The sequence below is a fragment of the Nocardioides daedukensis genome (assembly GCF_013408415.1).
Classification (GTDB): Bacteria; Actinomycetota; Actinomycetes; order Propionibacteriales; family Nocardioidaceae; genus Nocardioides; species Nocardioides daedukensis.
Genome location: NZ_JACCAA010000001.1, coordinates 1,838,426 through 1,859,443, shown reverse-complemented (window position 1 = coordinate 1,859,443; position 21,018 = coordinate 1,838,426). Strand labels below are relative to the sequence as shown.

Sequence of the window (21,018 nt, the reverse complement as noted above, 5' to 3'; positions counted from 1 at the left end):
ATGTCCGCGTCCCACCTGTCCGGGGCGCTGGTGCCTTTAGTTGAGGAGTGCTGAACATGTTCGAACGGTTCACCGACCGAGCCCGCCGGGTGGTCGTGCTTGCCCAGGAAGAGGCACGCATGCTCTCCCACAACTACATCGGAACCGAGCACATCCTCCTCGGCCTGATCCACGAGGGCGAGGGAGTCGCCGCGAAGGCGCTCGAGTCCTTGGACATCTCGCTCGAGGCAGTGCGTGCACAGGTCGAGGAGATCATCGGCCAGGGCCAGCAGGCCCCCAGTGGCCACATCCCCTTCACGCCGCGCGCCAAGAAGGTGCTCGAGCTGTCCCTGCGCGAGGCGCTGCAGCTCGGTCACTCCTACATCGGGACCGAGCACATCCTGCTCGGCCTGATCCGCGAGGGCGAGGGCGTCGCAGCCCAGGTGCTGCAGAAGCTCGGCGCCGACCTGAACCGGGTCCGCCAGCAGGTCATCCAGCTGCTCTCGGGCTTCCAGGGCAAGGAGAGCGCAGCGGCCGGTGCACCGTCGGGCAGCGGCGCCGAGGCCCCGTCCTCCTCGCTGGTGCTCGACCAGTTCGGCCGCAACCTCACCCAGCAGGCCCGCGAGGGCAAGCTGGACCCGGTGGTCGGCCGTGAGATGGAGATCGAGCGGGTCATGCAGATCCTCTCGCGTCGCACGAAGAACAACCCGGTCCTGATCGGTGAGCCCGGCGTCGGAAAGACCACGATCGTCGAGGGCCTGGCCCAGGACATCGTCAAGGGCAACGTCCCCGAGACGCTCAAGGACAAGCACATCTACACGCTTGACCTCGGCGCGCTGGTCGCGGGCTCCCGCTACCGCGGTGACTTCGAAGAGCGCCTCAAGAAGGTGCTCAAGGAGATCCGCACCCGCGGTGACATCGTGCTGTTCATCGACGAGATCCACACCCTCGTCGGTGCCGGTGCGGCAGAGGGTGCCATCGACGCAGCCTCGATCCTGAAGCCGATGCTTGCGCGCGGTGAGCTCCAGACCATCGGTGCCACCACGCTCGACGAATACCGCAAGTACCTCGAGAAGGACGCCGCGCTCGAGCGCCGCTTCCAGCCGATCCAGGTCAACGAGCCCTCGATCGCGCACACCATCGAGATGCTCAAGGGCCTGCGCGACCGCTATGAGGCGCACCACCGGGTGACCATCACCGATGAGGCGCTGGTCTCGGCCGCGACGCTCGCCGACCGCTACATCTCCGACAGGTTCCTGCCGGACAAGGCGATCGACCTGATCGACGAGGCGGGCTCCCGCCTGCGGATCCGCCGGATGACCGCTCCGCCGGACCTGCGCCAGTTCGACGAGAAGATCGCCGAGGTGCGCCAGCGCAAGGAGGCCGCCATCGACGGCCAGGACTTCGAGGCCGCTGCGTCCCTGCGTGACGAGGAGAAGCAGCTCACGCTGAAGAAGGCCGAGCGCGAGAAGCAGTGGCGGGCCGGTGACATGGACGTCGTCGCCGAGGTCGATGAGGAGCTCATCGCCGAGGTCCTCGCCGTCGCGACCGGCATTCCGATCGTGAAGCTGAGCGAGGAGGAGTCCTCGCGCCTGCTCAAGATGGAGGACGAGCTGCACAAGCGCGTCATCGGTCAGGAGGAGGCCGTCAAGGCACTCTCCCGCGCCATCCGTCGTACGCGCGCCGGGCTCAAGGACCCGAAGCGTCCCGGTGGCTCGTTCATCTTCGCCGGCCCCTCGGGTGTCGGTAAGACCTGGCTGTCCAAGTCGCTCGCAGAGTTCCTCTTCGGTGACGAGGACGCACTCATCCAGCTCGACATGTCCGAGTTCGGCGAGAAGCACACCGCATCGCGGCTGTTCGGTTCGCCCCCCGGCTACGTCGGCTACGAGGAGGGTGGCCAGCTGACCGAGAAGGTGCGGCGCAAGCCGTTCTCCGTGGTTCTCTTCGACGAGGTCGAGAAGGCCCACCCGGACATCTTCAACTCGCTGCTGCAGATCCTCGAGGAAGGTCGCCTGACCGACTCGCAGGGCCGCGTCGTGGACTTCAAGAACACGGTGATCATCATGACCACCAACCTTGGGTCGCGTGACATCAGCAAGGGCGTCAGCCTCGGCTTCGGCAACGCGTCCGACTCGCAGGGTGCCTACGAGAAGATGAAGGGCAAGGTTCAGGAGGAGCTCAAGCAGCACTTCCGTCCCGAGTTCCTCAACCGTGTCGACGAGGTCATCGTCTTCCCGCCGCTCTCGCAGGACCAGATCGTGGCGATGGTCGACAACATGGTCGCCTCGGTCGAGCTGAGGATGAAGGACCGCGACATGTCCCTCGAGCTCACCACGGCGGCCAAGGCCGTGCTCGCCGAGCGCGGGTTCGACCCGGTGCTGGGTGCGCGCCCGTTGCGTCGCACGATCCAGCGCGAGATCGAGGACGTGCTGGCCGAGAAGATGCTCTACGGCGAGGTCGGCCCCGGCCAGATCGTGCTCGTGGACGTCGAGGGCGAGGGTCCGACCGCGACCTTCACCTTCAAGGGCCAGACGGTCGGTGCGCTCCCGGACGCTCCGCCGCTGGAGACCGCTGACGTGGTCCCCGGTGACGTGATCGGCGAGAGCACCGAAGGGCCCGATGACAGCGAGGGACCGAAGGACATTCCCAAGTCCGAGGACTGACCCTCAGTCGACGAGCCGGCACGAGTTGAAGATGACTCGTGCCGGCTCGGCGCATTTCTCAACTCCGTCAACCCGTCGCGAATTCACGCTCTGACCTCTCGAGTGAGCCCGCGCCGCGCTCGCGCGTCGTGGATCAGGGCAGGGCGTAGTGCGGGTGGTCCCCGTCCGGCAGCCCGTCCGGGCCAGTCGCGACGACCTGGACCAGCAGCCCATCAGCGAGCAGGCTGGCCAACGCCCGCTCGCGCTGGACCGGCTCGTCCCAGACCACGTCGAGTCGGGGCTTGGCCACCGCGTGGTCGGCCTCGCGGACCACGGACAACAGTCGGCCGCGCACCTGCCGGTCGGTGCCGGCGAAGCCCTGGACCTTGCGAGGCGGTCCGGCGTGTGCCGGCCTGCCCTCGGCCACCCACGCGCACCGGTCCTCGATGGGGCAGGAGTGACAGCGAGGGGCCTTCGCCGTGCAGACAAGGGCGCCGAGCTCCATCACCGCCACCGACCAGGTGGCCGCGGTCGCCTCGTCCTCGGGCAACAGACCGGCCGCCAGGTCACGTTCGGCCCGGTTCACCGAGTTGGCCGGGAACTCCACGCCGGAGGCCGCCCGGGCGAAGACCCGTCGTACGTTCGTGTCGAGCACGACATGGCGCTGGCCGAAGGCAAACGAGGCGATCGCAGCCGCCGTGTAGTCGCCGACGCCGGGCAGGGCGAGCAGCTCGGCATGGTCCGAGGGGACCTCGCCACCGTGCGACTCGGTGATCGCCACCGCCGCAGCATGCAGTCGCAGCGCGCGCCGCGGATAGCCCAGCCGGCCCCACATCCGTACGGCCTCGCCGGGCTCCTCTGCGGCCAGGTCGGCGGGTGCCGGCCACCGTTCCAGCCACGCCGCGTGCACCGGGATCACTCGCGCGACCGGGGTCTGCTGGAGCATGAACTCCGAGACCATCACCGACCACGGGGTTGCCTCGAGCCCGCGCCAGGGGAGCTCGCGCGCGTGCTCGTCGTACCACTCGAGCACGGGCCGGTGCAGATCGTTCACCCGCACAGGGTAGGTGCACCGGTGGGAGTGGTGCGCACGGAGAGGGAGCACCGACCGGTTGGGTGAGTGCCGTGACGTGTGTTGCTGCCGGGATTGGCGCCCCGCGCTGGATAGCGTTGGCCCATGGCTCCCACGACCCGCCCGCAGCGACGCCTGCCCGCGCGCGTCTACTGGGTACGCCGTGTGGTCGTCTTCGGCACTGCCTTCCTGCTGGTCTTCGGTCTCGCCCGACTCCTCAGCGGGGGAAGCGACGCCCAGGAGACCGGGACGGACGGGACCGCCAGCATCGTGAGCGGTGCCCAGAGTGGCGCAGCGAAGCCCTCGGCGAGTGCGTCCGCGAAGCCGTCGCCCACCGCCAAGGCGACGAGGAAGCCCGCGAAGAAGAAGACCAAGCAGCCCCTGGCCCAGCCCAGCGGCCCGTGCAACCCCGCCGACATCGTGGTCGCCCCGACCGTGAAGCGCCAGGCGGCCGACGGCCGGATCGAGATCCCCTTCGAGCTCCGCACCAAGGTCGCTGCCTGCAGCTGGACGGTGTCGGACAAGTCGCTCGTGATCCGGATCAGTTCCGGCAAGGACCAGATCTGGTCGAGCCAGGAGTGCGCGAAGATCCCCAGCAAGGACGTCGTCATCCGTGCCGCGAAGCCGGCCGAGATCGTCTTCGTCTGGAACGGTCGACGCTCCGGCGAGGACTGCACCCGCACCGCCAAGTGGGCGTTGCCCGGTTTCTACCACGTCACGGCCGCGGCCTTCGGGGGCGAGCCCGAGGACAAGCAGTTCGAGCTGACCGCGCCCAGCCCCAAGAAGATCTACAAGACCGAGAAGCCCAAGCCGAGCAAGAAGAAGTCGAAGGCCACCACGAAGCCGTCGGCCTCGCACAGCCCGTCCGGAGCGGTTGAGCCGAACGACTGATTCGCCCGGCGCCGTGAGCCCGGGCGACAGCCGAGGTCAGACGTAACGCTCGAGGATGCTCGACTCGGCCAGGCGGGACAGGCCCTCACGCACCGAGCGGGCCCGAAGCTCGCCGACACCGTCGACTGCCTGCAGATCGTCGATCCCGGCGGAGAGCAGCTTCTGCAAGGTGCCGAAGTGCTCGACCAAGCGGTCCACCACCGGCGCGGGCAGGCGCGGGACCTTGGCCAGCAGGCGATAGCCGCGTGGTGCCACCGCCCCGTCGAGGTGCTCACTGCTGCCCAGACCGAGGGCCTTGGCGACGGAGGCCGGATCGACCAGCTCGGTGGAGGAGAGGTGCTCGAGGCGGGAGAGGTGCTCCTCGGGCTTCTTCGCGCGGCGTCCGGCAGGGAGGTAGTCACGGATGACCAGCTCGCGCTCGGTGTCGACGCCGGTGATCAGCTCCTCCAGCTGCAGTGAGAGCAGCCGACCGTCGGTGCCGAGCTCGAGCACGTAGTCCTCGATCTCACGGGCGATCCGGGTGACCATCTCGAGTCGCTGGGCAACGATCGTCACGTCGCGCACGGTGACGAGGTCCTCGATCTCGAGGGCGGACAGGGTGCTGGAGACCTCGTCGAGGCGCAGCTTGTAGCGCTCCAACGTGGCCAGCGCCTGGTTGGCGCGGGACAGGATCTGCGCCGAATCCTCCAGGACGTGGCGGGTCTCGCCGACATAGGCGGCAATGATCTGCATCGACTGCGACACCGAGATCACCGGGAACCCGGTCTGCCGAGCAGCCCGGTCCGCGGTGCGGTGCCGGGTGCCGGTCTCGTCGGAGTGGATGGTGTGGTCGGGCATCAGGTGCACCGCGGCACGGTGGATGCGGTTCAGGTCGGAGTCGACGATGATCGCGCCGTCCATCTTCGCCAGCTCGCGCAGCCCGGTCGCCGTGAACGGCACGTCCAGCGTGAAGCCGCCGGTGGCGATCGACTCGACGGTCTTGTCATAGCCGAGCACGATGAGTGCACCGGTGCGGCCGCGCAGGATGCGCTCGAGCCCGTCCCTCAGTGCGGTCCCCGGCGCGATCGAGGCAAGTGTCGCCCGGAGGCGCAGCGTGTCCTCGGATCGTTCGATGGTGGCCACGTTTCCCCGATCTCAACCAAGCATTGCGACAGTGGCGCTCAGTCTAGACACACCCCGGTGATGAGTTCACCGCACTTTCAGATGTCGCCGGAGACGTGGCCGGTGTCGACTCGTCCGGAGAAGCCGAGCATCGACATCGCGGTGCCGATGTTGGGCACCTCGATCACCTGCATCCCGTCGACCATCCGCTTGCGACCGGACGGGGGACCTGTGGGAGCCCCGCCGGTGCGGTCGCTGGGGACCAGGGCATAGGCGAACCCGAGACGGGCTGCCTCCGCGAGTCGCTGGGGCAGGTCGCGGACCCGGCGCAGCTCGCCGGCCAGCCCGATCTCACCCATCGCCACGGTGCCCATCGGCGCGGGACGCTCATAGAGCGCGGAGGCGATGCTGATCGCGACGGCCAGGTCGCTGGCTGGCTCGTTGATCTTGGCGCCGCCCACGGTCGAGACGAAGACGTCCTTGTTGTGGGTGCGGATGGCGGCGTGCTGCTGCAGCACCGCCAGCACCATCGCCACCCTGGAGCTGTCCACCCCTGAGGTGGTCCGCCGCGGCTTCTCGGCCGCCGACATCGTGACCAGCGACTGGACCTCCGCGAGCAGCGGTCGGCGCCCCTCCATCGTCACGGCGACGCAGGTGCCGGCAACCTGTTGGGCGTGGTTCTCCACGAAGAGCCCGGTCGGATCGGTGACGGCGGTGATGCCCTCGGAGCCGAGGTCGAAGCAACCGACCTCGTCGACCGGACCGAACCGGTTCTTCATCGCGCGGAGCATCCGGAACCGGGAGTTGCGGTCGCCCTCGAAGTGGAGCACCACGTCGACCACGTGCTCGAGCACCCGGGGACCGGCGATCGAGCCGTCCTTGGTGACGTGACCTACCAGGACGGTCGAGATGTTGCGGGTCTTGGCCACCCGGATCAGCGCCGCGGCGACCTCCTTTACCTGGCTGACCCCACCGGGGACGCCGTCGACGTCGGGCGCACTGATCGTCTGCACCGAGTCGATCACCAGCAGCTCGGGCCGGACCTCCTCGATGTGGGTGAGCAGCGCCCCGAGGTCCGTCTCCGCGGCCAGGTAGAGCTCGTCATGCACCGCATTCGTGCGGTCGGCGCGCATCCGCACCTGGGAGGCCGACTCCTCACCGGTGATGTAGAGCGTCCGTCGCCGGGTGCGGGCGGTCTGCGCGGCAACCTCGAGCAACAATGTCGACTTGCCGACCCCCGGTTCCCCGGCCAGCAGGATCGCGGCACCGGGCACCAGCCCGCCACCGAGGACGCGATCGAGCTCGGGCACGCCCGAGGAACGGCTCCTGGACTCCTCGACCGACACCTTGCCGATCGGCACCGCAGGCGTGGTCACTGGACCCGCCTTGGAGGTGCGGCCCGGGACGGCCCCGGCCTCGGCGACTGCTCCCCAGGCCTGGCACTCACCACATCGCCCGACCCACTTGGCCGTCTCCCAGCCGCACTCACTGCAGCGGTAGGTGGCCCGGGCCTTCTTCGCAGAACTCATGTGCTCAACCTAGGTGAGGGGACTGACAGTGCCCCGGATCAGGAGGTACGACGGGCAACGGCACCGGCGAGCGTCTCCAGCGCCTCCACCGTGACGTCCCAACCCATGCACGCATCGGTGATGCTCTGGCCGTGAACCAACCCGGCCAGGCCGTCCGGGTTGGCCGACGGGTCGTGCTTCTGGGCCCCGGCCACCAGGAAGCTCTCCAACATCACGCCCGCGATCGGCGCACCGGCGTGGACCTGCTCGGCGAGCTCGGCGACCACCTCGGCCTGGCGCACGTGGGACTTGCCGGAGTTGGCGTGGCTGGCGTCCACGATCAGTCGTGGGTTCACCCCGGCAGCCGTCAGCCGCTCGACCGACGCGGCAACATGCTCGGGGGAGTAGTTGGGACCTTCCGAGCCGCCGCGCAGGATCAGGTGCGTGTCCGGGTTGCCCTCGGTCATCACCAGCGAGGCGCGCCCGTCGGTGTCGATGCCCAGGAAAGCCTGCGCCGCCGACGCCGCCCGGCAGGCGTCGAGAGCGACCTGCAGGTCACCGTTGGTGGCGTTCTTGAACCCCACCGGCATGGACAGCCCCGAGACCATCTGGCGGTGGATCTGGCTCTCGGTGGTGCGCGCGCCGATAGCTCCCCAGCTGACCAGGTCGGCGACGTACTGCGGGCTGATCGGCTCGAGGAACTCGGTCGCGGTGGGCAGGCCGAGGTCGGTGACGTCGGCGAGGAACCGGCGGGCCACCCGCAACCCGGTCGCGATGTCGTGGGAGCCGTTGAGGTGCGGGTCGTTGATCAGGCCCTTCCAGCCGACGGTGGTGCGCGGCTTCTCGAAGTAGGTCCGCATCATGATCAGCAGGTCGTCGCGGTGCCGGGCGGCCTCGTCAGCCAGCCGGGCGGCGTACTCCAGGCCGGCCTCGGTGTCATGGATCGAGCACGGGCCGACGACCACCAGCAGACGATCGTCCACACCGTCGAGCACGGCGCGCACCTCGTCACGGGCGCGGGCGACGGTCGCCGCGCGCTCGGCGCCGATCGGCACCTGCGCGGTCAGCTCGGCCGGCGTGGGTAGTGGCTCGAAGGCCCGCACCCGCAGGTCGGTGGTGAGCGCCTGGGTCTGCTGATCGGTGGTCATGGCGGGAGATCCTCATCTGTCGGGGCGGGACTCCGGTCAGAACCCGCCGTAGAAATGGCGAAAGGACGGAGATCGCTCTCCGCCCTGTTGGCTCTGAAGGTGTTGGTGCGCGACTAGATCGACGTGGGCCCCTCCAGAGCCAACGCAAAATACGCATACCAACGAGTCATGGCCCCAGACTACGACACGCCACCACGGACCGACCGCCGCATCCCGGGGAGTGGTCGCCTCAGAAGTGCCGGAACCACAGGTTCACCGCATAGTCGACCGAGGTGCCTTCATGCATGGCGATGATCCGCTCGGCGGTGGGTGCAGGGAACTCGATCCGCACCACGGACTCGAAGTCGGAGCGCTGGTCGAACTCCCAGGCGATGTCGAGCTGGCGACGTTGCCAGCCGCGCTGGGTCCAGAACCGCTCGACCGCGTCGGGGTCGATGTTGGGGTAGCCGTCCCGGAACCAACCGCCGAACGTCGAGCGCCTCGGGTCGTTGTCGATCACGAACGCGGTGCCCCCACGTCGTACGACCCGATCGAGCTCGGTCAGGCCGGGTTCACACCCGGGCCCGAAGAAGTAGGCCCACCGGACCTGCACGACGTCGATCGACCCGTCCGGCAGCGGCAGGTCCTGGGCAGCTCCCTGCAGCACCCGGACCTGCGGCAACGAGCGGGTACGCCGAGTGGCCAGCCGCACCAGGTCGGGGTGCGGCTCGACGCCGGTCACCGTGCGGGCACCACCAGGCGCGGATGCCCAGCGGGGCAGGTGGAAACCGGTGCCACAGCCGAGGTCGAGCAGGTCGCGATCGGCCCAGTTGGCGATCGAGCGCATCGTCGACTCGATCAGCCGGCCACGGTCGACCGCATGGTTCTCGATCTCGTAGGTCGCGGGATGCTTCCAGATGTTGGGGCTGGGAACCGCCCCACGGCTCACCATCGAGTCGCGGTCAGGGTCGGGAACGAGGTCAGAGCCGGACGAGACCGTTCGGGGTCTGGAACTGTGCGGCGATGATGCCGGGCGTGCCGTGCGGCGCGACCCATTCGACCTTGACGTCCTCGAGCGGGGACTCCACGGTCTCGCCCAACCACTCGCTGACCCGGTGCGGGTCGCCGGCGATCTCCAAGCAGGCAAGGGAGATCTGGCCGTCGGTGCCGGCGCTGGGGTGGTCTGCGGCATCCGAGAGCCACTGCACGAAGAACGGCAGCTGCGGGTCGGCGATCAGGCCGTTGACGCCGATCTGCTTCCAGGTCAGGTTGTGACCATCGGGGCGGTGCCGGTTGCCGTCGACCGCCTGGCGACCGAGGCGCTCCTCGACCGGTGCGATGTCGTCGACTGCGACGACCCAGCCGAGCCACCCGCCACCCAGGCTTGACCGGGCACGGACGGCCTGGCCGAAGGGAGCCTTGTCGGAGGCGGGGTGGTCGAGGACTTCGACGACCTCGAGGTAGGTGTTGTCGGCAAGCGCGAGCGTGCGGTTGCGGGTGCCGAATCGCGGGTGGATCCCGCCATCGGTGAATTCCTTGCCGAGCAGTTCACCGAGTCGCTGTGCGGTGGCGGCCAAGCCGTCGGGGCCGGCTGCGAACGAAAGATGGTCCAGGCGCATGTCAGCCATTGTGGGCTGACGATGATGGATCAGTCACATCGGGGGTGTGGTCTCTTGACGTCGAGACATAACCGGGTTATGGCAACGCGCCGAATGAGGGCGCGGAGACGGCTCGATCGTCTCAGCGAGGATCGGCCGGATGGATCGCGAGGGCCGAACGCGAGCGCAGATGGGCCTCGCAGTGCTGCACCAGCGCGTCGTACGCCGGCTGGCCCATCAGCTCGACCAGCTCGGCTGCGTTGGTCTCGTAGAACGGCACCATCGCCACGTGCGCCTCGGTGTTGCCGGTGCAGTACCAATCCAGGTCGTGGCCACCGGGGCCCCAACCACGTCGGTCATATTCCGCGATCGTGACCTCGGTGTACGACGAGCCGTCCTGTCGTTCGACATCGCGAAAGGAGCGCCGGATCGGCAGCTGCCAGCACACGTCGGGCTTCGTCTCCAGCGGGTTGCGCCCCTGGCCGAGGGCGAGTCCGTGCAGCGCGCAGCCGGCCCCGACCGTCCAGTTCTCGGTCCTGAAGTCGGCGCGGTTGTGGAAGATGCAGGCGCTCTGGCCATCGACCTCGATCGCCAGGGTCTTCCGCTCACCGTCCTCGTCCTTCTCGACCCAGTCCTTCTTGCGGACCGGGCGACCCGGGTGGAACTGCCAGGTGGTCTCGTCGAGCTGGTCGACGAAGGCCGCCACCCGCTCCTCGTCATCCTTGTCGGCGAAGTGCGCCCCGAGCGTGCAGCACCCGACGTCGGGGGACTCCTTGTAGATGCCCGAGCAGCCACCGCCGAAGATGCAGGTGTAGTTGGACGTCAGCCAGGTCAGGTCGCAACGGAAGACCTGTTCCGCGTCGGCGGGGTCGGTGAACTCGATCCAGGCCCGGGGAAAGTCGAGGGCTACTTCAGGCACCGGGCCAGCCTACGGCGTACGCGGTGGCGGCCTCCGCCGATCCTCTACCGTGGAACCATGAGGCTGGGAGTGCTCGACATCGGTTCCAACACCGGCCACCTGCTCGTCGTGGACGCGCACGGTGGTGCTGCGCCGTTGCCGGCCTACTCCTACAAGGAGCCGCTGCGCCTGGCTGAGCACCTCGACGAGAACGGCGCGGTCTCGCCGGCTGGCATCGCTGCGCTCACCGAGTTCACCCGGCAGGCCGTCGCGGTGGCCGAGGACAAGGGTTGTGAGGAGATGCTCGCGTTCGCCACCTCGGCGGTGCGCGACGCGGTCAACACCGACGCGGTCCTCGACCAGGTCCGCGCAGTCACCGGTGTCGACATCGAGGTCCTCCCCGGCGTGGACGAGGCCCGCCTGACCTTCCTCGCCGTACGCCGGTGGTTCGGCTGGTCAGCGGGCCGCCTGGCGGTCTTCGACATCGGCGGCGGCTCGCTGGAGATCGCCGGCGGGCAGGACGAATCACCCGACGTGGCCTGGTCCCTGCCGCTCGGCGCCGCCCGGATGGCCAAGGACTGGTTTGCCGACGGCACGCTCGACGAGCACGACATCCGCCGGTTGCGGCGCCGGATCCGTGCCGAGATCGCCCGCGACGCCGGCAATCTGCTGCGCGGGGGAGCGCCCGATCGAGCCGCGGCCACCTCGAAGACCTTCCGTTCGCTGGCCCGGATCTGTGGTGCGGCGCCTTCTGCCGAGGGACCCCTCGTGGCACGGACACTGACCGCCGCCTCGCTCGACGAGTGGCTGCCCAAGCTGATGGCGATGACCCCCGACGAGCTCGGCGCGCTGCCCGGTGTCTCGACCAGCCGCGCACACCAGATCGTCCCCGGCGCCCTGGTTGCCGAGGCAGTGATGGACATCTTCGACCTGTCGACTCTTGAGATCTGCCCCTGGGCACTGCGCGAAGGCGTGATCCTGGAGCGGTTCGACCAGATCAGCGTCCTCGACGAAGGGTCGATCTGACGTGCCGCCCCTGGTCGGGCTGTCCACGGCATCGGTCTATCCGGAGTCGACCGCCCATGCCTTCGGCTATGCCTCGAAGCTGGGCTATGACGCCGTCGAGGTGATGGTCGGCATCGACGCGCTGAGCCAGCAGGTGGCGGCGGTCAAGCAGTTGAGCCGGCACCACGAGATCCCGGTCTGCGCGATCCACGCGCCCTGCTTGCTGGTCACCCAGCGGGTGTGGGGGACCGACCCCTGGGACAAGCTCCGGCGCTCGGCGGAGATGGCGCACGAGGTCGGCGCGGACGTGGTCGTCGTACACCCTCCGTTCCGGTGGCAGAAGGACTATGCCCGCGACTTCGTCGAGGGGATCGCCGAGTTGGAGGACACCACCGGCATCGCCTTCGCCGTGGAGAACATGTATCCGTGGCGTGCCTCGAAGAAGCGCGGCATGGACGTCTATGCCCCCGGCTGGGACCCCTCGGAAGAGGACTACGCCAATGCCACCGTGGACCTCTCGCACGCTGCGACGGCACACTCGGATCCCCTTGAGATGGTCAAGCGCCTCGGTCCTCGCCTGCGCCACCTGCACCTGACCGACGGCTCCGGCTCGCCCAAGGACGAGCACCTGGTGCCCGGGCGGGGCACGCAGCCGGCGGCCGAACTGCTGCGGCACCTCGCGGCGACCGGTTTCGAGGGGCACATCGTCCTGGAGATCAACACTCGTCGCTCCGGCGGCGCATCGGACCGGATGAACGACCTGGTCGAGTCGCTGCAGTTCGTGCGCGAGCATTTCGTGGTGGAACCGGTCTGACCACCCGCTGCCCGGAAGATGAACCCGAACCGCGGTCGCCGTCGGTCGCCGCGCAGCGGGGGCATAATCCAAGACATGGTGAATCGTGCGGTCGAGGTGGACACCCTGGTCGTCGTCCGCGGCTCGAAGACGGTCCTCCCGGGGCTCTCGTTCACGGTTCCCGCCGGGCAGGTCACCGGTCTGCTCGGTCCCTCAGGCTGCGGGAAGTCGACGCTGATGCGAGCAGTCGTGGGCGTCCAGAGGGTCCGTTCCGGGTCAGTCACGGTCCTCGGCGAACCGGCGGGAAGTCGTCAGCTGCGCGACCGCGTCGGCTATGTCACGCAGGCCGCCAGCGTCTATGACGACCTGAGCATCACCGAGAACCTCCGGTTCTTCGCCCGGGTGCTGGGAGCCGGAGAGGACGACGTACGTCGTTGCCTCGACGCGGTCGATCTCGCCGACCACGGCGACCAAGTGGTCGACAACCTCAGTGGGGGACAGCGCAGCCGGGCCAGCCTGGCCGTGGCACTGCTCAAGCAGCCCGACGTCCTGGTCCTCGACGAGCCCACGGTCGGCCTCGATCCCGTGCTGCGCCGTGACCTGTGGGCGCTGTTCCATCGCCTCGCCGCGGCCGGCACGACGGTCCTGGTCTCGAGCCACGTGATGGACGAGGCCGAGCGGTGCGATCGGCTCCTGCTGATGCGCGAGGGGCGCATCATCGCCGACGACACCCCGTCCGCGATCTGCGAGCAGGCCGGCGTGGCCGACATCGAGGCCGCGTTCCTGCAGCTGGTGGAGGGGGGAGGGAGACGATGAGTCCCCGGATCACCCTTGCGGTCGCCGGTCGCGTGCTGACCCAGGTACGCCGTGACCACCGCACCCTGGCCATGTTGCTCCTGCTGCCGTGCCTGTTGATGACGCTGCTGTGGTGGATGTTCTCCGAGCTGCCCGGCGACCGGTTCGCCATGCTCGGGCCCGGACTGTTGGCGATCTTTCCCTTCGTGATCATGTTCCTGGTCACCAGCGTCACCACCCTGCGCGAGCGCGGCAGCGGCACGCTGGAGCGGCTGCTCTCGATGCCGATGGGCAAGCTCGACTTCCTGGTCGGCTACGGCCTCGCATTCGGGCTGATCGCCGCTGTCCAATCCGTGCTGGCGGTCGCCCTGTGCGTAGGCGTGCTCGACCTCCAGCTGGCCGGGTCGGTCTGGCTGCTCACTCTCGTCGCCGTCGCCGACGCGGTCCTCGGCATGGCGCTCGGCCTCTTCGTCAGTGCCTTCGCCGACACCGAGTTCCAGGCCGTGCAGTTCATGCCGGCACTCGTGGTGCCCCAGATCCTGCTCTGCGGGCTCTTCGTGTCGCGCTCCCAGATGCCCGACGTGCTGGAGGCGATCAGCAACGTGCTGCCGCTTTCCTACGCCACCGATGCGATGGACCACCTGACCAGGAGCACCTCCGCCGGCGAGGTCTGGGCCGACCTGGCGGTCGTGCTCGGGTTCACGCTGGCCGCGCTGGCGCTGGGAGCGGCCACCCTGAGACGACGTACGGAGTAGCCTCGACAAGGCGAACGGGCGGCCGTGCGCCTTTCGCAGGCCGACAGCCTCGGCGCTAGCCTGTTGCCATGTCCTTGCTCCGTCAGCCACTGCTCCTGCTCGCCCGCAGCGAGCAGGTCAAGAAGCTCGTCACCACCATGCCCGTCTCGTCCGCGGTCGTGGCCAGTTATGTCCCCGGAGAGAGCACCGAGGAGGCAGTCGATGCCACCGCAGCTCTGGTCGACGACGGGCTCACGGTCACCCTGGACCACCTCGGCGAGGACACCCTCGACATCGACCAGGCCAACGCCACGGTGGCGGCATACCTCGAGCTCCTCGACCAGCTGGCCGCTCGAGGCCTGGCTCGCAAGGCCGAGGTCTCGGTGAAGCTCAGCGCGATCGGCCAGGCCCTGCCGGAGTCGGCCGGCCACGGTGGCGGCGAGAAGATCGCCCTGGAGAATGCGCGCGCCATCTGCCGTGCGGCACGCAACGCCGGCACCACGGTCACCATCGACATGGAGGACCACACCACCACCGACTCGACGCTGTCGATCCTGACCGAGCTGCGCCAGGACTTCCCCGAGACCGGCGCGGTGGTGCAGGCCTACCTGAAGCGGACCGAGGAGGACTGCCGCAGGTTGGCCATCCAGGGCTCGCGGGTGCGGCTGTGCAAGGGCGCCTACAACGAGCCGGAGGAGGTCGCCTTCCAGGACAAGCTGGAGGTCGACAAATCCTACGTGCGGTGCCTGAAGGTGCTGCTGCGGGGCGGTGGCTACCCGATGATCGCCACCCACGACCCGCGGATGATCGCCATCGCCTCGTCGATCGCTGCCGACGCCGGGCGGGAGAAGGGCACCTATGAGTTCCAGATGCTCTTCGGCATCCGGCCCGCCGAGCAGAAGCGCCTGGCAGCTGCCGGCGAGACGGTGCGGGTCTACCTGCCCTACGGCCAGGAGTGGTACGGCTACCTCATGAGACGTCTCGCGGAGCGACCGCAGAACCTGTCATTCTTCGTCAAGTCCCTGGTGTCCAAGAAGTAGGAGAGAGCCCGATGACGAACACCGCCATCATTGGTGCCGGCGTCATGGGCGAGACCCTGCTGTCGGGCCTGTTGCGCGCCGGCGCGGACCCCGCCTCGTTGCTGGTGGGCGAGAAGCGTGAGGCGCGTGCCCGCGAGCTGGAGGAGAAGTACGGCGTCACGGTGGTCTCGAACGTCGAGGCGGCCAAGGGTGCCGACACCGTCGCGTTGATCGTGAAGCCCCAGGACATGGGTGCGGTGCTCGAGGAGCTGGCCGACCACCTCGCCCCCGGACAGCTGGTGGTCTCCTTGGCCGCCGGCATCACTACCGCCTTCATCGAGTCGCACCTGGCCGACGGTGTCTCGGTGGTCCGGGTCATGCCGAACACCCCCGCCCTTGTCGACGAGGGCATGTTCGCGATCTCTCCCGGCTCGCACTGCGACCAGGCCCAGCTCGACGTCGCGGAGCAGCTGCTGAGCTCGACCGGCAAGGTGCTGCAGATCCCGGAGAAGCACCAGGACGCCGTCACGGCGATCTCCGGCTCCGGCCCGGCCTACATCTTCTATGTCGTGGAGTCGATGGTGGAGTCCGGCGTGCACCTGGGCCTGCCCCGCGCCACCGCCACCGAGCTGGTCATCCAGACCCTGTTCGGCTCGGCCAAGATGCTGCGCGAGACGGGCACCCACCCGACCGTGCTCCGCGAGCAGGTCACCTCGCCGGCCGGCACCACCGCGGCCGCGATCCGGGAGCTCGAGGTGCACAAGGTGCGCGCCGCCTTCCTGTCCGCCATGGAAGCCGCTCGCGATCGTTCCCAGGAGCTTGCTGCCGGTTCCTGAGCCTCACCCGGTCTGGACGCTGTGGTCCTCGACCATTCCTCGCGCCGCCGCCAGGGTGGCCTCGTCGATGGTTGAGGTGGTCAGGCCGAAGCGGTCGTCATATCCGCCGATGATCGCCTGCTCCAGGTCGTCCAGGGTGACGTCGGGTGCCTCGTGGGCGACCGCTCCGACCGAGCGGGGGTCGAAGTTCAGCTCCAGTGCGGCATAGACGTCGGCGAGCAGAGGCTGCAACGTCGCGGCGTCGTCGTACTGCACGATCGAGCTGAACAACCAGGCGTCCTTGACCATCCGTTGCGCGGTCCCGATCAGCTTCTTCGTGCCGTGCGCGTTGACGCTGTGCGCGCCGGGGCAATATTCGCCGGGCACCTCACCGACCCGCGCGTCGACGCCGAAGTCGCGCAGTACGCCGGCCAGCATCGCGCCGAAGTCCTCGAAGCGGGCATCCATCCCGCCCAACGACTCGGGGTCGCGCTGGACGTGGTCGACGACGAGGGCTGACGGCGTACACGCGACGGCTCGGCCTCCCGACGCCCGCACGACCGGCGTGAAGCCCGCCTCGCGGCATGCGCGTACGGCGTCGGGGAAGCCCGGCCGGTTCGCGTCGCGTCGTCCGAACGCGACCATCGGTGAGGGCCGGAAGACCCGCAGGGCGGCAGTGATCTCGCCACGACTGGCCCGGCGCAGCACCGCATGGCTCAGCGCCATCTCCAGCGCAGGGTCTGCCTCGGCGACCCGTCCACGAATCAGCTCCACGGCAGCCTTCCGGATTGCAGGGAACGAACTAGGAGCATAGGGCGCACCCCTTCTTCTTGGGTTAGCCTGCCGGTCATGTCGGGAGGCAACGCGTGCCAGAACACCTCAGTGGTCTTCGATCCGGCGTTCACCGCCTATGACTTCGGGCCCGACCACCCGATGGCGCCGGTGCGGGTCGACCTGACCATGCGTCTGGCCGAGGCGCTCGGCGTCACCGGCGAGGACGCGCTGCGGGTCGTCGGGGCCGAGCCCGCCACCGACGAGCTGATCGGGACGGTCCACGCCCAGCACCTCATCGACGCTGTACGCCGTCTCGGCGAGGATCCGAGCGGCACCGACCTCGAGCACGGCCTGGGCAGCGAGGACACCCCGGTCTTCGCCGGGATGCACGAGGCCGGCGCGCGGGTGGTCGGTGCGAGCATCGAGGCGGCCCGCCGGGTCTGGACCGGTCAGGACCTGCACAGTGCCAACCTGATGGGCGGGCTGCACCACGCGATGGCCGGGAAGGCCAGCGGCTTCTGCGTCTACAACGACATCGCGGTGGCGGTCCGGTGGCTGCTGGACAACGGCGCGCAACGCGTGGCCTATGTCGACATCGACGTGCACCACGGCGACGGTGTCGAGCGGATCTTCTGGGACGACCCGCGGGTGCTGACGATCTCGTTGCACGAGACCGGCGAGGCACTCTTCCCGGGCACCGGTGCGGTCAGTGACCTGGGCGGACCGCAGGCACGGGGGAGCGCGGTCAACATCCCGCTGCCTGCCACCACCGGCGACGGTGGATGGTTGCGCGCCTTCCATGCGGTCGTCCCGCAGGTGCTGAGGGCGTTCCAGCCCGACATCCTGGTGACCCAGCACGGCTGCGACTCGCACATGGACGATCCGCTCTCGCACATGATGCTCACCATCGACGGCCAGCGCGCGGCGCACCAGGCACTGCACGACGTGGCGCACGAGGTGACCGACGGCAAGTGGGTGGCCACCGGCGGCGGGGGTTATGCGCTGGTCGACGTCGTACCCCGGTCGTGGACCCACCTGCTGGCCATCGTCGGCGGCCGACCGCTCGATCCCGGCCTCGAGACCCCGACCTCGTGGCGGGACCACGTGCGTTTGTCGTTGGGTGTCCAAGCGCCGTTCCGGATGACCGACGGACGCGATCCGGGCTTCCGGGACTGGTCCGAGGGAATCAACCCGGAACACCCGCTGGACCGGACGATCAAGGCCGTTCGGGACGCCGTGTTTCCGCTGCACGGACTCGATCCGTGGGTCGACACCTGGTGACGCTCGACAGGTCCATGCAAGCGACACGCCGAAACATCAGGACTATTTTTCCGTCCACTCTTCCCCACAGGTCACTTGAGGCTCTATTCTCACCAAAACGGGCATGAAGCCAGCCGGTGGGGAAGCCGGTGGCGTGCGCCGAAGAAAGTTGTGGTGCAACGACATGGCTGGAGCTGGGGACATCTCTGAGGTCAAGTTTCTGACGATTGCGGAGGTCGCGTCGACGATGCGCGTCTCCAAGATGACGGTCTATCGCCTCGTGCACAACGGCGACCTGCCGGCTGTGCGAGTCGGTCGGTCCTTCCGGGTGACCGAGAAGGACGTCAACGAATATCTCGAGCGCAGCTTCTTCGACGCTGGCTGAGAGCCCGGCGGACGCCCTCGCGGGCCCCGCTCGGCAGGCCTGGCGGGGCTCCGCATCGTGGTCACATCGACCGCGAGTTTCTGATGCTTGCCCATTGCCCGATAGGCTGTCCCGGTCGTCGTGACCGCATGGCGCGACTGACCTGAAGCTCTGGAAGGAAAACAGTGGGTTCTGTCATCAAGAAGCGCCGTAAGCGTATGGCGAAGAAGAAGCACCGCAAGCTGCTGAAGAAGACGCGCGTTCAGCGTCGCAAGCTCGGCAAGTAGCACCCCAGGGCGCTGGCCATGGGCAGGGTTGTTCTGGTCACCGGGGTCTCAAGGGACCTCGGGCTCCGGTTTGCGCGTGAAATCGCAACCGACCCTGCCGTCGACCGGGTCATCGGCGTGGACATCGTCCCGCCGCGTGGTGACACGTCGGACGTCGACTTCATTCGAGCCGACATCCGCAACCCGGTCATTGCCAAGGTCATCGCCAAGGAGGACGTCGACACCGTCGTCCACATGAGTGTGATCGCCACCCCGGGCGGGGTGGGCGGTCGCGCCACGATGAAGGAACTCAACGTCATCGGCACGATGCAGCTGCTTGCAGCCTGCCAGCGTGCCGAGAGCGTGCAGCACCTCGTCGTGAAGTCAACGACCACCGTCTATGGCGCGAGCAGCCGCGATCCTGCGATGTTCACCGAGGAGATGGATCCCAAGCGCACGCCGCGCACGGGCTACAGCCTCGACGCCTTCGAGGTGGAGAGCTATGTGCGCGGTTTCGCGCGCCGTCGACCCGACGTCCGGGTGGCGACGCTGCGCGCGGCGAACATCCTCGGGCCGGACGTGCAGAGCCCGATGACGCAATACTTCAGGCTCCCGGTGATCCCGACAGTGCTCGGTTTCGATCCCCGGCTGCAGTTCCTGCACGTCGATGACCTGGTCGCCGCGCTGCGCCATACGACCCTGGGTGATGCCTCGGGGACGTTCAACGTTGCCGGTGACGGCGTGATCATGCTTTCCCAGGCCCTGCGCCGGCTGGGCCGGGCCGTCGTACCGCTGCCTCCGTTCGCGGTGGGTGCCCTGGGCTCCGCACTGCGTCGTGCCGGGGCGGCCGACTTCTCGCCGGAGCAGCTTGCGTTCCTCACCTACGGTCGGGGTGTGGACACCGTTCGGATGCGCAGCGAGCTCGGCTTCGAGCCGCGCTTCACCACCGAGCAGGCGTTTGCCGATTTCGCTGCCTCGATGCCGAGGCGGGTCACGGCTCCGACGCAGGTGATCGCCAATCCGGTCCTTGAGGGGATCGGTCACCAACTCACGAGGGGGACGACCGGTGGGTGACGCAGAGATCATTCCGATCGGCACGCGCGGACGTCCCGGGCGCGGCAGCGGAAGCAGTCGACCGTCCTCAGCCGCGCGCAGCCTCGCAGGCAAGGCATCCGCCAAGGCGGGTCCGAACCGTCCCGATGAGCTCCGCGAGGATGCGGCGGCGGGCGTCGATCAGGTCATCGAGCAGCCACCCCGGCCCGATGCGCCCCCGACCACCGCAGCCGCGCGCGAGGGGATCCCCGTGGGCGATTGGCTCGCGGCCCTCAACCAGGCCGCCCGGGAGGTGTTCGGCACCGACTGGGAGCCGAAGCTCGCCGGCTTCCTGGCATTCCTGCGACGCCGGGTCACCGGCGACTACTCGGTCGACGAATATGGCTTCGACGCCGAGGTCTCCGAACGCTTCTTCATGGCCGTCCTGCGCCCGATCGCCGAGAAGTGGTTCCGGATCGAGGTCCGTGGACTCGAGAACATCCCGGCCGACGGCGGCGCGCTCATCGTCTCCAACCACTCCGGCACGATCCCGGTGGATGGGCTGATGACCATGTTCAGCATCCACAAGCACGCGAAGCGCGACCTGCGGCCCCTCGGCGCCGACCTGGTCTTCCAGCTCCCGATCGTCGGCGGTCTGGCCCGCAAGGGCGGTGCCACCTTGGCCTGCAACGCCGACGCGGAGCGGATGCTGCGCCAGGGCGAGCTCGTCGGTGTCTGGCCCGAGGGCTTCAAGGGCATCGGCAAGCCCTATTCGGAGCGCTACAAGCTGCAGCGATTCGGTCGCGGGGGCTTCGTCAGCGCCGCGATCCGGACCGGCGTACCCATCATCCCGCTGTCCGTGGTCGGCGCCGAGGAGATCTATCCCCTCGTCGGCAACGTGCCCTCGCTCGCCCGGCTGCTCGGGATCCCCTACATCCCGATCACCCCGTTCTTCCCGCTGCTCGGGCCCCTGGGCCTGGTTCCCCTCCCGTCGAAGTGGATCCTCGAGTTCGGCGAGCCGATCCGCACCGACGACTACGACGCGAACGCGGCCGACGACCCGATGCTGGTCTTCAACGTCACCGACCAGGTGCGCGAGACCATCCAGCAGGCGCTCTATCGGCTGTTGATGAACCGCACGTCTGTCTTCCACTGACGCCCCATTCGCCGACCCGTCGCGAATTCACCGTCTGAGGACCGCCCCGACGACCACCCCATCCGCCGACCCGTCGCGAATTCACCGTTTGACGACCGCGGAACGTGAACTTACGACGGCTCGGCGACCGTAGAACGTCAACTCACGACGGGTCGATGGCAGTAGAACGTGAACTCACGACGGCTCGAC

General features: G+C 68.6%; 21 protein-coding genes. 13 read left to right on the top strand and 8 right to left on the bottom strand.

Going from position 1 to position 21,018, the window contains the following annotated elements:
• Positions 1-56: 56 nt before the first annotated feature.
• Positions 57-2,642 (top strand): ATP-dependent Clp protease ATP-binding subunit, encoded by a 2,586-nt coding sequence (locus tag BJ980_RS09260; protein ID WP_179502026.1) that lies wholly within the window; start codon positions 57-59, stop codon positions 2,640-2,642.
• Positions 2,643-2,775: 133 nt separating this feature from the next.
• Here the strand turns inward: BJ980_RS09260 and BJ980_RS09255 are convergent, their stop codons facing one another.
• Positions 2,776-3,675: an HhH-GPD family protein gene (locus BJ980_RS09255; RefSeq protein WP_343047756.1), complete on the bottom strand. Its 900-nt coding sequence runs from the start codon at positions 3,673-3,675 to the stop codon at positions 2,776-2,778.
• A gap of 123 nt (positions 3,676-3,798) precedes the next feature.
• On the opposite strand from BJ980_RS09255, the gene BJ980_RS09250 reads away from it, so the two are divergent.
• Positions 3,799-4,584, top strand: a complete 786-nt coding sequence (locus BJ980_RS09250; protein ID WP_179502025.1) for a hypothetical protein — start codon at positions 3,799-3,801, stop codon at positions 4,582-4,584.
• A 36-nt stretch (positions 4,585-4,620) separates the two neighbouring features.
• On the opposite strand, the gene disA is transcribed toward BJ980_RS09250, so the two are convergent.
• The 6 genes from disA to BJ980_RS09220 form a co-directional block, all read right to left on the bottom strand.
• Positions 4,621-5,706 (bottom strand): DNA integrity scanning diadenylate cyclase DisA, encoded by a 1,086-nt coding sequence (gene disA / locus BJ980_RS09245; RefSeq protein ID WP_179502024.1) that lies wholly within the window; start codon positions 5,704-5,706, stop codon positions 4,621-4,623.
• A gap of 77 nt (positions 5,707-5,783) precedes the next feature.
• Complete coding sequence (radA, locus tag BJ980_RS09240) at positions 5,784-7,214, bottom strand: DNA repair protein RadA (protein WP_179502023.1); 1,431 nt, start codon at positions 7,212-7,214, stop codon at positions 5,784-5,786.
• A gap of 38 nt (positions 7,215-7,252) precedes the next feature.
• Positions 7,253-8,341, bottom strand: coding sequence for a 3-deoxy-7-phosphoheptulonate synthase (locus tag BJ980_RS09235; RefSeq protein ID WP_179502022.1), 1,089 nt, complete (start codon positions 8,339-8,341; stop codon positions 7,253-7,255).
• A gap of 229 nt (positions 8,342-8,570) precedes the next feature.
• A complete protein-coding gene (locus BJ980_RS09230; protein WP_179502021.1) occupies positions 8,571-9,272 on the bottom strand; it encodes a class I SAM-dependent methyltransferase in 702 nt (233 codons plus the stop codon).
• A 28-nt stretch (positions 9,273-9,300) separates the two neighbouring features.
• Positions 9,301-9,939, bottom strand: coding sequence for a VOC family protein (locus BJ980_RS09225; protein WP_179502020.1), 639 nt, complete (start codon positions 9,937-9,939; stop codon positions 9,301-9,303).
• Between the two features lie 121 nt (positions 9,940-10,060).
• Complete coding sequence (locus BJ980_RS09220; protein ID WP_179502019.1) at positions 10,061-10,837, bottom strand: DUF3109 family protein; 777 nt, start codon at positions 10,835-10,837, stop codon at positions 10,061-10,063.
• Positions 10,838-10,894: 57 nt separating this feature from the next.
• On the opposite strand from BJ980_RS09220, the gene BJ980_RS09215 reads away from it, so the two are divergent.
• From BJ980_RS09215 to proC, 6 genes are all read left to right on the top strand, one after another.
• Complete coding sequence (locus BJ980_RS09215) at positions 10,895-11,842, top strand: Ppx/GppA family phosphatase (protein ID WP_179502018.1); 948 nt, start codon at positions 10,895-10,897, stop codon at positions 11,840-11,842.
• Position 11,843: 1 nt separating this feature from the next.
• On the top strand, positions 11,844-12,635 hold the full coding sequence (locus tag BJ980_RS09210) for a TIM barrel protein (protein WP_179502017.1): 792 nt from the start codon (positions 11,844-11,846) through the stop codon (positions 12,633-12,635).
• Positions 12,636-12,710: 75 nt separating this feature from the next.
• On the top strand, positions 12,711-13,430 hold the full coding sequence (locus tag BJ980_RS09205) for an ABC transporter ATP-binding protein (RefSeq protein ID WP_179502016.1): 720 nt from the start codon (positions 12,711-12,713) through the stop codon (positions 13,428-13,430).
• Positions 13,427-14,164 carry an ABC transporter permease gene (locus BJ980_RS09200; RefSeq protein WP_179502015.1) on the top strand — a complete coding sequence of 246 codons (738 nt, stop codon included), beginning with the start codon at positions 13,427-13,429 and terminating at the stop codon, positions 14,162-14,164. Before BJ980_RS09205 ends, BJ980_RS09200 begins: the two co-directional genes overlap by 4 nt.
• Before the next feature lie 68 nt (positions 14,165-14,232).
• Positions 14,233-15,183: a proline dehydrogenase family protein gene (locus BJ980_RS09195; protein ID WP_218855457.1), complete on the top strand. Its 951-nt coding sequence runs from the start codon at positions 14,233-14,235 to the stop codon at positions 15,181-15,183.
• Between the two features lie 11 nt (positions 15,184-15,194).
• Positions 15,195-15,998 carry a pyrroline-5-carboxylate reductase gene (gene proC / locus BJ980_RS09190; RefSeq protein WP_179502014.1) on the top strand — a complete coding sequence of 268 codons (804 nt, stop codon included), beginning with the start codon at positions 15,195-15,197 and terminating at the stop codon, positions 15,996-15,998.
• A gap of 3 nt (positions 15,999-16,001) precedes the next feature.
• Here proC and BJ980_RS09185 read toward each other — a convergent pair whose 3' ends face one another.
• Positions 16,002-16,751, bottom strand: a complete 750-nt coding sequence (locus BJ980_RS09185) for a lipoate--protein ligase family protein (RefSeq protein ID WP_179502013.1) — start codon at positions 16,749-16,751, stop codon at positions 16,002-16,004.
• Between the two features lie 75 nt (positions 16,752-16,826).
• On the opposite strand from BJ980_RS09185, the gene BJ980_RS09180 reads away from it, so the two are divergent.
• The 5 genes from BJ980_RS09180 to BJ980_RS09160 all read left to right on the top strand — a co-directional run bounded on the left by BJ980_RS09180 (position 16,827) and on the right by BJ980_RS09160 (position 20,829).
• Positions 16,827-18,032, top strand: a complete 1,206-nt coding sequence (locus BJ980_RS09180) for an acetoin utilization protein AcuC (protein ID WP_179502012.1) — start codon at positions 16,827-16,829, stop codon at positions 18,030-18,032.
• A gap of 163 nt (positions 18,033-18,195) precedes the next feature.
• Positions 18,196-18,396, top strand: a complete 201-nt coding sequence (locus BJ980_RS09175; RefSeq protein ID WP_218855456.1) for a helix-turn-helix domain-containing protein — start codon at positions 18,196-18,198, stop codon at positions 18,394-18,396.
• A 164-nt stretch (positions 18,397-18,560) separates the two neighbouring features.
• Positions 18,561-18,662, top strand: coding sequence for a 30S ribosomal protein bS22 (locus BJ980_RS09170; RefSeq protein WP_008356322.1), 102 nt, complete (start codon positions 18,561-18,563; stop codon positions 18,660-18,662).
• An 18-nt stretch (positions 18,663-18,680) separates the two neighbouring features.
• The gene (locus BJ980_RS09165) at positions 18,681-19,715 is read left to right on the top strand and encodes an NAD-dependent epimerase/dehydratase family protein (protein WP_179502010.1); all 1,035 of its coding nucleotides are present in this window, start codon (positions 18,681-18,683) and stop codon (positions 19,713-19,715) included.
• Positions 19,708-20,829, top strand: coding sequence for a 1-acyl-sn-glycerol-3-phosphate acyltransferase (locus tag BJ980_RS09160; protein WP_179502009.1), 1,122 nt, complete (start codon positions 19,708-19,710; stop codon positions 20,827-20,829). Before BJ980_RS09165 ends, BJ980_RS09160 begins: the two co-directional genes overlap by 8 nt.
• Positions 20,830-21,018 lie beyond the last annotated feature (189 nt).